Raw genomic sequence first — 12,072 nt, forward strand, 5'->3', positions numbered from 1 at the left:
TTTACACATTGAGTGTATCTCTTTTAGAAAGATATGTCAATATTTTATATATAAAAAATTTATATAATAGGGATAACTTCTTTTTTATGATAATATGAAGTCAAGGAGTTCTTATGACTATTAAAGATAAACTAGCTCATTACGAGCCAAAGCCACTAGGGGAGAAAGGACGCTATGCAGTGCTTTTACCCTTGATATATGATGTAAAAACTGATAAGTATCAAATCCTTTACCAAGTACGAAGTGAGCATATTTCTCAACCAGGTGAGGTTTCTTTTCCTGGTGGCCGTGTCGAAGAAGGTGAGACTTTTCAAGAAGCTGCTATACGAGAAACTTGTGAGGAATTAAACTTATTTCCTGATCAAATTGACATTTGGGGAGAGATTGATTATCTGATTCATCAGGGGAGAACCATCCATTGCTTTGTTGGAAAGATAAATATAGAAAATTGGGAGGATATTCATCCAAATGAAGAGGTGAAACGGTTGTTTACAATCTATGTTGACACGTTGTTGACAGAGAATCCGATTTATTATAAAGTGATTTCTACCTTGAGTGATGCGAAAGATTTCCCATTTTTCTTGGTAAAAAACAGAGAAAAATACAATTTTGGGTATAGTGAACGTCATATTCCTTTTTACAGAAACTTGACAGAAAATATATGGGGGATGACAGCTATGTTTACACACAGATTTACAGATATTCTGAAAGATTTAGAGTAAAAATAAAAGATCAACGGTAATATGTTGATTTTTTTACTATTAATTAAATTGTTTATTTGCTACAAAAGGAGTGAAATTTATTTCTGAGACAGGGGTCTAGAGTATTCCTAAAATGATTTTCAAAATTAATATGGAAGCTTTTAGCTAGGTGGTCAACTTCAGAGTAGACAAGATTTTTTTGTTTCATTTGTGTCATTCCTATACTAAAAGGGGAGTATTATGTAGATAGAGGCTGTTATGCTTTGGTGTTATTCTGCCTAAGATTGATGATTCTATTGATTTTTCTGAGGGAGTTACCTATGTTGAAGAGAAGGTAAAGCATATAACTATAAATTGTAAAGCTCCAAAAATCTGGGACAATACTGAGACTATAGACAAATAGGACCGTTGCACTAACAAAATTAGACAGCTACATATCATTGAAAGTAGAGGATGTCCTTTTGAAAATAATAGGCTTTCTACGATTAAGGCAAAAGCAGGTAGCAACAGAGTTAGAATGATAATAATAAAGATGAAGCGTTGTGTATCATCTAGCATCAAGTTACCCAATGATTTACCTAGGTAAAAACGAGAATCACTCCCCCCAGGATAAATCAATTCTCTTGTCAGGGGACTAACTAGGATTAGGGTGTCAAATAGTGAGAAAGCCGCCCATCTCCAAATAGGAAAAGCCCATTCTTCCTTAGATAATTCTCTCTGAGTTCTTTCTTCAGTTAATTCTAATTTGATTGTCATCAATATGTACCTCTTTTGGAAAGTCGTTATTTTGATTTAAGATATACCATCCATCTGGTAGTTCAGAGTTTTTAAGTATCTGTTCTAATTGAGAATGTAAGTCAATTTCTTTAGTCGTGGAACCAGAAGGAAAACTCAATTGGACAGTAAGTTGTTTGTTTCGTAGAGCATCTTTAAGTGAAAAATCATAATAGCCACCTAGCGCTTTAGAATGTCCCCTCTCATAAGTATAGAGTGTCGTGTATGGTACAGGTTCTATCTGAACAATAATATTTTTTAAATCTTTCTCGGATCTTAGAGCTTTAGAGATATCATTGATAAATTTTTGATTTCTAGGGTTGATTTTAATAGACTTTTTAACAAAGTCGTCCCCATATTCTCTTTCATCAGGTAAAATCTTATATTCACTATTTTGGCGATTAAAATCTGAGTCGCTTTCCGTTGGACTGGCAATGTAAGGATAGAGTAAATCTTGAATATGGAGAGGCAGTTGAGTCTTTACATGTTCTTTTTTGTTATTAATGGTTTCTTGATAATCAATATGGAAAATCAAGTAATGTTTAACCTCATCTTCTTTATTCATACAATAAGTAATTTTATCTGCCCATCCGATACCAGTTATTTGCACCTTTCCTTGAAATCCACGAGTTTTATAAAACCCTTTAATATTTTCTTGAGCATTGTAATAGAAAAAGATAGCAATCATGGTCAATAATAAAATCAAGGGCATAGTAATTTTAAGGTATTTTAAGTTATTTTTTACCATATTAGTTATGACTCTCCTTAACTAGTAGGTTGTAATCTTTTTGACTTTTAACTTCCTCGAGGTGTCCAGTCGTTGTATCAGTACTTGTAAAATACCAATAGATATCCTCCTTATCTGGTGTTAACTCTTTTTGGAGTTTAATGGCATCATCCAAATTAAGTGAATCAGTTGTTACGATAATTAGGCTGACTCTTTTTTTGAGCGATTGGTCACTGTATTCGTTATCGTCTTGATCTTTGTAATCAGCAAAATTTCTTTCTTTGGTCCAGATAAGGGGCATGGAGTTGATAGTGAGGGGATCATCTTTATGACCTATAGAAAAATTATCCTTTGAAAGGAGATAGCGGTAAGGTTTAGCAAATTCGTAGTATTGACTGACTTTTGCTGGTTTGGTTTTGTTGCCTTATGGGTGCGTAAATTGACATAGAATACTTTTTCGTTGTCATAGGATGAAAATTTCACAAACTCATCCCTACCATCGGAGTACATGGTATTATCCATAGAACCGGGATCATCGTATCCTAGTTTCTTAGCAAGGTCTAGTACATCAATAGTGTGTCCTTTTCCAGTATCTTTACCAAGCTGATAATAGTGGATAATATCATAATTTTTAGGGTACTTCTTGTGTTTAGATGCTTTATACCTAGATTCTTGGAAGGCTAGATAGGAGCGACCGACGGCTAATTGACTTCTCTCAAGTGCTTTTTCATTTCCAAACTTAACACCTAAAACGTTAAAGTTTCCAATTTTGACGTTTTGAAAGGATGTTACAGTAACTTTTTTGTTAGTATAGTCGTAAAGTCTATCGTCTAAGGAATAAGCGGCCTGAATTCTATAACCATAGCGAACGAATGTACCTGTAAGTAGAATGGTTATAAAAATAAGGAGATAAACATGCCACATACGCCATCTAAATGTTTCTATTTTTGTCATAGGAGATCCTCTTTGAGTAATAGAAAAACCATGAAAATAAGATTTTCATGGTTTTTAATTCAATTATTTTACCTCAGTAAGAATCAGAGAAGTTAGTACCGTCTGAAATTAAATATTATCTTGGTCAAAATTATGAGATTTTAGTTGAAATAGAAGAGGTTGATTACTTCGATACGGACTTTAGCAGAGCATCCCATAGACTTTCTTTGGCTGAAATAACTGAAATTGTTAAATATCAAAGTATGGGACAATGTTTGAAGCAACTACCAGAAGGCATAGGAAAAGGTGAAAGGGAATATTGGGAAAACAACTATAAAAGAGATAGATAAAGGGCTATTTTGATTGTTCACGAGAACCAAAATCTGATATTGCTTTTGTAGATATGAGATTTTTCTATGCTAGTGTTGAGTGTGTGGAACGTGGATTGTATCTTTTAAGGACCTCGCTTTGTGTGATGAGTAGAGCAGATAATTCAAACGGACTTATCTTAGCTTCCTCTCCAATGTTCAAGAAAGTCTTTTGAGCACCACAAGAGGCGAAGTCACAAACTCCGCCTCCTTCTACATATTTTTTGTTATAATAGAATATTTTATTTGAAATATCAAGACTTATGCTTGATAAAGCTAGAAAACTTACCCTTTTCCAGCAAGAATATCTGATACTTTATACAATCCTGGGGAATATGTCCGACCAAATAGTTTTTTCGTCAAGGCATTAAACGTATAATGGTCATCTAAAATCAAGACTTCGTCATACGTTTTTAAGAGTGCAATAAAGTCATCGTCTGTTAAATTGGAACCATCTCTAGTATCGATATTTTCATTGCTGAGGTAATAACTTGTTGCTCTGTCGCTGTATGATGCCATTAAATCTAAAAATTCTTGGTCAACCGACACAAAATTTTCTCTGGCATCAACATTGACATCCCACAGATAATAACGACTAGCATATTGGACAAAATAATTATCTACATTCTCCTTATCTGCTGTTACAACCAAAATTCTATCCGTTGACGAATTACTCTGACTTCCAGTAAACTGATGAATTTCTTTTACGACCTCGTTTGTTTCCTGATTGTTATTGTAAACAATGCTATTATTTTCTGACAAGAACATTCCAATGGCATAAACTGTCAAAACAAGGCTCGCGTATTGGTACAAGTGTTTATTAAATAAGCTCTTGTAAGACCTAGCATTACGTTTACTAATGATTTTTTCATACAGACACTTGTCCATTACCCATGCTAAAGCCATGGTCAAACAACCAAAAACAAAGATAACGATGCTCGAAGCATAGCGCTCAAATCCTGCTAATTCTAACGCTTCATCAGTCGGCATTGCTGTCAGATACATGAGTAAAATGCCAATATAGTAAGTCACAATCGAAATATCAACAAATCCCCAAGTCAACAAGACAAATTTCTTATATTTCAAACGAATGCCAATCACAATAAAGGCAATCAGCATAATCAGATTGATTATCAAAATTCCATTGCTTGCCAAACTGTCAAACGTAAACACCGATTTGACAAAAAGAGTGATAATTTTTTGTGGGACGCCTGACAGATTTCCAGTCAATACCTGACCAAGTTCTGACATGGACACCGCATGCTTGGCACTTGAGGCATTTGGGAAATTATCCGTCACATGCTTTTGCCAAATAACAAAAGGAAGACAGCTGACTAGCAAGGTCATTATGAGCAGCACTAGTGCTTTTAAACGTGCTCTTTTACGAACAAGTAAACGCACAATACAAACCACATAAACTACTAAAACGAGAGCGACAAAGAAAAGTCCACTTACTTTGACGATACTTAATAATCCAAGAATTACCGCCGTATTTAGCGACAAAAACCAGAAACGATTACGATAGACAAAACAACCTGCTATGGCTGCCAAGGCCAAGGCCGGAAGCAGAAAATCAACCAGCAAATTATTTAATCGAATAGCAACGTTGAACGTATTAAAAACAGCAAACGAAGCAAAAATCATGCTAACCATTAAGACACGTCGATCATCACGAAGTGCCGCAAACATGGCATAAAGACTGGAAGCAATCAAGAAGAATTGCCCGACCAACATACTACCTTCTGAAAAGCCTACGATAGTCGTGAAAAAATAAATGAAAAGTGAACTTCCAACAGGATAGGTATAATAACTAATAATCGTATCCTGCTGTGTTGGCAAAGCATTATTGATATGGAAAAATTTTACAATCGTTGCCCAATGCGTAAAATTATCATAATGTAAAAGCGGTGAATGCCAGAGCGTTATTCCAAACAAAAGCAAATAAGCCATCATTCCAAGCGCAATATAATCAAGTCTCCTAAAGCGATATTTCTTTTTCCATACCGTCCAAAGATAATAAAGACTCAAAAGACAGCCCAAAACAGAAATGGCATACACGGTCTGCAACATAAAGCCTAACAAACTACCAAGGTACAATACCAATGTAATGACTGAAAATGTAAACACCCATGTCAGACTGCGATTCATCTTCACAGTATTACGGAAAAAGGCATTGTACCCCATGGTAATCACAAAGAACAACAGTAATCTAGCAATACTAATCATACTCTCCCTCTCCATTCATTTGCTAAGGCTTTAAAAGCAGGTAAGCTATCCAAATCCGCTAAATTGGTAACTCGATAAAGCGATTCGTCTCTATCAATATCATAGGACACAAAAGTCAACTGAATTGGCAAATCTTTGTAGGTAAATGCGACATTCGGTTCTTTTTTAGGATTTGTCAATTTTCCAGAAAATGTCATGTAATAATAATCTGTCTTTCTAAGCTGGCATTTTTTTCCAGCAACCTGAACCTCTTCATTAACACGAACTTTCGGAAAAGCTACTTGGTCATAGGCTGAAACAGGACGTTCATTATTTTGGAAACGTTGACTAAAGTTCTCAAATAAATCATCCCATGTTGTCATCCAAGGGTCTTTTTCCTTCGGAAGATTGTGATTAATGCGGTCATAAATGTACTGATAAAATTCGCGCTTATCAGCTTCAGGAATTTCTGAAAATTGAACGCCGTAGCGCCAACCATTATCAATCGCAAAAACACGAACAACATGACCTTTTACCCTCGCATGGTAATCACGTGATTGCAAATTAAGCGTCAGTTCTTTTTCTTTCGGCAAATACAATGGTAAATCCGTATAGAATGAAATCCCCGTTTCTGAAATATCACAGACTCTCACTTGGTAAGAATCATCATCAACCTCAATAACCATAGCTTCATCAACAGTAAAACGCTCACTTGAGCGATAAATCGGACGACCAAGCGCACAGAAAATCGCAAAGGTCAAATTGATGATATGATAAATCAACCAAAAACTGATAATACTTCCATAAAAAAGCTCTGAACCAAATTTTCCATAGTTAAAAGTCACCAAACCATAAACGGCTAATCCCCATAAAACAAGATAAGGAAGCGCATAAAGGTACAACGTCCACGACGTATCATTTCCCTTACGTGTCACCTTAAATTTTTTATCGCTAATGCCAAAGGACTCCAACATCATGGGAATAAACAAATACGGAGCAAAAATCGTTTCCACAATTTCTCCCCAAACCTGTGTTCGGTATTGTTTTGAGACTTCTCGCATTGACAAGTGTGTCAATGCGTAACTTGGCAACCAGAATAGGAACAGTAGCCAGATATTTGACACCACCACACGCACATGGAAAACCGTATATAAAATCGGTGCCAAGATATACAATAACCGTCTAAAGAAAGACCACCAATAAAGATAGCCATTAATATAAACAATTCTTTGCCCCTTTGTCAATTTGGGATTAAAGAAGATATTCATATTGTAGCTACTGCGAATAACGCCACGTCCCCAGCGCGCGCGCTGTTTGAGGACACTCTTCAAATCTGTTGGCGTTAACCCGCTAGCCATTGGACTTTTCGTCGAATAATTTACATAACCAGCCGCATTCATCCGAACACCTAGCTCGAAATCCTCCGTAATGGTATCTGTCGGAAAACCACCAACATCTTCAATCGCCTTGCGGAAAATAACCGTATTAGACCCCGTATAAACCGCTGCACCGTGCGAATTATTGCAAACATTAATTTCTTTGGAAAAGAAATCTTGTTCGTTTGGTAAGGTTGATTCTGAAAACAAGTTAAATTGGAAAATATCAGCATTGTAAAAACTTTGTGGCGTTTGAATCAAACCAACTTTTGACTTATCATAATCGTCACCATTTTCATAAGCCTCAACTTGTTCAACAAAATAAGGCACAGTTTCCAACAGGAATTCACGATAAGGAATCATATCCGCATCAAATGTCGCCACCAAAGGTGATGACGTCTGACGTAAAGCATTATTGTAGTTTCCTGATTTGGCATCTTTATTATCCGCCAAACCAAAATAACCAACACCAAGCTCATCAGCCAATTTGGCAACTTCTAGACGATTGGTATCATCACAGACGTAGATATGCACCTTAGACTTATCAGGATATTCCATAAAAGTACAGGCATTAATCGTCTTATAAAGCAACTCTGGATCCTCATTATGCGTTGCAATCAAAACATCCACATCTGGGTAACGCTCCTTAGCAATCTCAGGCTTTTCAAGCTCAAAGTCCTTTTGCTTATTCCAAATGAGAATGTAGCCTGTAATGGCTGAAACTACCTCACTTCCCCACAATAAAATCCCAAAGATCAGCGCAAACCATGAATCATGCCACGGAATAGTCGCCACCAAACGCCAAGTTAAATAAAAGGCAGTCGTTACAAATGCAACGAAATAGAGTATCCTCTTACTAGTCTTCATTCTCACCTCCACTAAAAATCAAATGTTTTTGCACAAAATAACTGACAATGAAAAGTGTACCGTCAACTAAAATCTTCACCAATGAAATTGGCAGCGTCGTCAAGGCATTTCCTAGAACTGTTACCAATAAACTTGACAAAACAATCTGTACTACCACCAAAGTGAAGTATTTTATCGCACTATTTGATTGACCTTGTTTAAAGACCACCTTATGATTCAGGGTGAAATTAACAACAGATGATATCACACGCGCTAAAATCGAAGCTAACGTCACCGCACTAAAACTCAATCCATTAAACAAAGAAATTAAAATCGTAAAAGCAACAATATCAACCAAGAAGGAAAACAATGCTGAAAAAATGTACTTGAAGAAAACCTTGTAAATTCTAATCGAGTCACGAATCGCATCAAAATGCGACGACTGATTTTCATCCAAATAAATCGTTGCAATGCCAACTTCACAAATCAGAATATTGTCCTCTTTTGCCTCAAGTAACATATTCATCTCAAATTCATACCGTTCACCCTCCACGGTTAAGAGTTTTGGCAACCATGACATAGGAATCACACGAAGTCCCGTTTGCGTATCAGAAACGTGCACACCTGTCATAGCCCCCAAGACGTCTCTTGTCAATAAATTTCCAAATTTACTACGTAAAGGAACAGATTTTTCAAATGTTCTAACACCCAGCACCAAACTATCAGGATGTTGCAAAAATTCAGCCAAACATTTCATCATGTCTTCGTAGGTGTGTTGACCATCAGAATCAATCGTCACAATTCCTTTGGCATTAGGAAAATTGTCCAAAATATATGAAATAGCCGTTTTTAAAGCACGACCTTTTCCTTTATTATCAGCATGTCTTTGCAAATGACAAGCATAGTTACTCTGCGCTATTGCAAATAACGGTGCAAAATCAGCTCCACTACCGTCATCGACTAGAATAATGTCAAACATTTGATTTTCCTTATCCCGAATATTTTTCAAAAGTTCCAACAAACGGTCATCAGGTTCATAGGCAGGAATGACAATAACAACATCTTGAAACATCATCGACGTTCTCCTTTCTGACTTTTATTTTCGTACATTTTCTTATCAGCTATTGCAAATAACGGTGCAAAATCAGCTCCACTACCGTCATCGACTAGAATAATGTCAAACATTTGATTTTCCTTTCTGACTTTTATTTTCGTACATTTTCTTATCAGCTATTGCAAAAAAATCAACGAAGTTTTTATGTGATTGATAAGAGTCCGTATAAGCACCTAAAGATGCTGTAATCCCCATATCTTTGAGAGTCATTTCTGCTTGAACAAGTTTTATTAAAAATTCAGCTTGATTTTCAGAAACTCCAGGGAGTAAAACCGCAAATTCATCTCCACCTAACCTTGCTATTACAGCACTTTCAGGCATTATCTTCGTTAAAATATCACCAAATTCAATTAGAATCTTATCTCCCGTAGCATGTCCAAAGGTATCATTTGCTTCCTTGAATTTATCCAAATCAGATATAATAACCGTAATTTGTTCTTCTTTACGTGTCAGACATTCCTCAAAAGCAAGCTCAATATATCGTCGATTATGAACCCGTGTTAAAACATCTTCGTATGCCATCCTCTGTATTTCAAGTTCATGAAGTCTCTGCTCTGTAACATCAAGAACAAAACAAAAAACACCAATCACTTTTTGGCGATTGTTATAAATGGGAGAATACATATTTTGCCAGTAAAGCGTTTTGTCGCCTGTCTTAATAGTATCCATAAATATAAATGTTTCACCCTTTTTCGCACGATCAACATTTGCTTTTAAACGCGCAGCATCTTCACTATTAAGATAATTCATTGGAAAGTCACCAATTTTGGGAGTGAAATAAAAGATTTCTTCCATGAGCCGAATATCATTCTTATTAACCGCAATAAAACGATAATCTAAGTCTACAGCATAGACGTTAATAAGTTTCGAACTCTGTAAGATAAAGTGGGATAGCATATGCTGTCTTCGATTAAGGTAAGATGCTAGGGTCCAAAGAACTAGTATTCCTATAAAGATTGCTAAAACGATGGGATTATCATGGTCAATCAAAACATCATCATACACTAAGCGCATTAATAACATTAACGCAGCAAAAATACTTAAGTACGTTAACAATCTTTGATGCTTGATTAAAAAATCACTTACTTTTCCTAATACCATTACAGCCTCACCATTCTAAGTAGTTTTAATACCTTCAGCATCCAAACTGTCTGTAACAAAACGTCCTGTAAAACCACCGATGAAGCCCGTAGCAGTATTGTCAATTCCTAAACGTTGTAGAATACGGCTGACATTAATACCCTTACCACCAGCGAATTTATCATCACTCTCTATACGGTTAACTTCACCAATCTCTACCTTGTCGATACGAACAATGAAGTCGATTGATGGGTTTAGCGTCACAGTATAAATCATACTTCAATAACCCTCGTTTTCTCTTTTAATTATTTAAGGAGCCCTTCTTCCGAAGCATTTGTGATTATGGTTACTTTCTCAACCTCGGCTACCTTAGCATAGGTAACCTGACCAAGTTTAGAAGCATCAGCTAGAACATAGGCTTTTTGCGCATTAGCTATCACTGTTCGTTTAATGACCGCCTCTTCCATATCTGGCGTTGTGAAATAATTGGCATCAACTTCATTAGCACCAATGAAAGCACAATCAAAATTCAGTTGTCTGATTTGTTCCAGAGCTGTACTTCCAATAGATGCATCTGTTGAATGTTTAACCTTACCACCAATAATCCTAGTACTAATACCGAGATCTACCAGCTTAACAGCATGATGGATAGAATTAGTCACAACCGTCACCTGACGATTCATTTCCTCTGGATATGGTGAATATTTGTCATAAGTTCTAAGCCCAGCCTCAACGTGACCAATACTTACTTTATTGTAAAATGCAACCAATCCAGCAGCAAAAGTTGTTGTAGTATCACCATGAACTAAAACCAAATCAGGTTGTTCTTTCTTAACAACTGGATCAAAATTAGCCAAAATTTTAGAAGTAATTTCCTGAAGTGATTGATTTTTTTCCCATAAGATCCCCCCTATGACCTATACGAAATCAATATAATATTGACAAATAAGACTCTACATTATCACTTTATTATCCCCAATAAAAAGGAAAATGAGTTATCCTTTCTCCAAAAGCATTAAAGGGAATGCCCTCGCTATTGGTCTTGTTTTGCAAATGATGTAAAGTAGATAAAGAAAAAGGTCTCAATTAAAAGACTATCATTACTTATAAAATTCAAAAAGTTAAGACAAAAGGCAACTCATATCACCCAAGGATATCAATTGTTTTGAGATTTTCTAGTCTTCTCCCCCGAATTTAAAAATACACTATTTAATAAATAAAAAAACTGCAGGAGAAAAAACGCTTTGCTAATAAAAGTGTTTTTGAATCCAGCAGTATTGCTAATTTACATATATTTCATAAAAACTTCTCCCCATTTTAAAGAGCGTCCCCTTTACTTACGCTCTATCCCCATCTTACAAATCAAAATATCGGTATGATAACCCTATCCCAATACCATATCATATAGTACCAAGCACCAACACGTAATCGTATAAAACTCTCCCCAAAAGAGTTGAAAGATTACAATCAAGTTGGCTTCAAGTTACTACTACCAATATTTCCTATTCATATAGACGCTATAATTATAACATGTTATTTTTATTTTTCAACCTTTTTTAATTTTTTTATTATTTTAATGTATGTGACAACCATTATAATGAAGTCGTTTGAATTAAACACTCCTACTTAACAAATACTAATCAAATGATATTTATCTATATTTTAATAAATAATAATTAAACACCCTTTGGCTTTTAAATGGATTTGCATAAAAAAATCAGAATTCCTATTAAAATTCTGATTCAGAATGAAGACAAACATCGTTTTTGATGTTTGTCTTTTTTTGTCTCACGAAAACCACTAGCTGTGCTAGTGGTTCCGAAAAGCTTTTAGCGATGTATCAAAAAAGTCCCCCTAAAGTGTTATATTAGATAAGGTTTCCCGACCACTAACTAATATACAAAAGGAGGACCCCTGATGAGACAGGATAATAATAGTTTAGCACATA

The 12,072-nt window shown here is 35.6% G+C and carries 10 protein-coding genes and 1 pseudogene; 1 reads left to right on the forward strand and 10 read right to left on the reverse strand.

The window, feature by feature from the left end; all coding sequences use genetic code 11:
- Nucleotides 1-113: 113 nt before the first annotated feature.
- Nucleotides 114-722 (forward strand): NUDIX hydrolase, encoded by a 609-nt coding sequence (locus tag ADH51_RS09625; protein ID WP_014635184.1) that lies wholly within the window; start codon nucleotides 114-116, stop codon nucleotides 720-722.
- Between the two features lie 297 nt (nucleotides 723-1,019).
- Here ADH51_RS09625 and ADH51_RS09630 read toward each other — a convergent pair whose 3' ends face one another.
- The 10 genes and pseudogenes from ADH51_RS09630 to ADH51_RS09670 form a co-directional block, all read right to left on the reverse strand.
- On the reverse strand, nucleotides 1,020-1,457 hold the full coding sequence (locus ADH51_RS09630) for a hypothetical protein (RefSeq protein WP_239682190.1): 438 nt from the start codon (nucleotides 1,455-1,457) through the stop codon (nucleotides 1,020-1,022).
- On the reverse strand, nucleotides 1,432-2,223 hold the full coding sequence (locus ADH51_RS09635; protein ID WP_038676904.1) for a hypothetical protein: 792 nt from the start codon (nucleotides 2,221-2,223) through the stop codon (nucleotides 1,432-1,434). Before ADH51_RS09635 ends, ADH51_RS09630 begins: the two co-directional genes overlap by 26 nt.
- A 1-nt stretch (nucleotide 2,224) precedes the next feature.
- Entirely contained in the window at nucleotides 2,225-2,503 is a 279-nt protein-coding gene (locus ADH51_RS10240; RefSeq protein WP_223896471.1) for a hypothetical protein, read from the reverse strand.
- A gap of 32 nt (nucleotides 2,504-2,535) precedes the next feature.
- Complete coding sequence (locus ADH51_RS09640) at nucleotides 2,536-3,156, reverse strand: hypothetical protein (protein ID WP_223896469.1); 621 nt, start codon at nucleotides 3,154-3,156, stop codon at nucleotides 2,536-2,538.
- 632 nt (nucleotides 3,157-3,788) lie between these two features.
- Complete coding sequence (locus ADH51_RS09645) at nucleotides 3,789-5,729, reverse strand: hypothetical protein (RefSeq protein ID WP_048676480.1); 1,941 nt, start codon at nucleotides 5,727-5,729, stop codon at nucleotides 3,789-3,791.
- Nucleotides 5,726-7,951 (reverse strand): glycosyltransferase family 2 protein, encoded by a 2,226-nt coding sequence (locus ADH51_RS09650; protein ID WP_048676483.1) that lies wholly within the window; start codon nucleotides 7,949-7,951, stop codon nucleotides 5,726-5,728. The genes ADH51_RS09645 and ADH51_RS09650 overlap by 4 nt, the downstream gene beginning before the upstream one ends.
- Entirely contained in the window at nucleotides 7,941-9,005 is a 1,065-nt protein-coding gene (locus ADH51_RS09655) for a bifunctional glycosyltransferase family 2/GtrA family protein (RefSeq protein WP_038676899.1), read from the reverse strand. The genes ADH51_RS09650 and ADH51_RS09655 overlap by 11 nt, the downstream gene beginning before the upstream one ends.
- A gap of 102 nt (nucleotides 9,006-9,107) precedes the next feature.
- On the reverse strand, nucleotides 9,108-10,145 hold the full coding sequence (locus ADH51_RS09660) for a sensor domain-containing diguanylate cyclase (RefSeq protein WP_014635176.1): 1,038 nt from the start codon (nucleotides 10,143-10,145) through the stop codon (nucleotides 9,108-9,110).
- Between the two features lie 21 nt (nucleotides 10,146-10,166).
- Nucleotides 10,167-10,400: pseudogene (locus ADH51_RS09665) on the reverse strand (PfkB family carbohydrate kinase); the annotation flags it as partial.
- A 29-nt stretch (nucleotides 10,401-10,429) separates the two neighbouring features.
- Nucleotides 10,430-11,038, reverse strand: coding sequence for a UDP-N-acetylglucosamine 2-epimerase (locus tag ADH51_RS09670; RefSeq protein WP_048676487.1), 609 nt, complete (start codon nucleotides 11,036-11,038; stop codon nucleotides 10,430-10,432).
- Nucleotides 11,039-12,072 lie beyond the last annotated feature (1,034 nt).

The organism is Streptococcus sp. 449_SSPC (assembly GCF_001073005.1).
Classification (GTDB): Bacteria; Bacillota; Bacilli; order Lactobacillales; family Streptococcaceae; genus Streptococcus; species Streptococcus salivarius_F.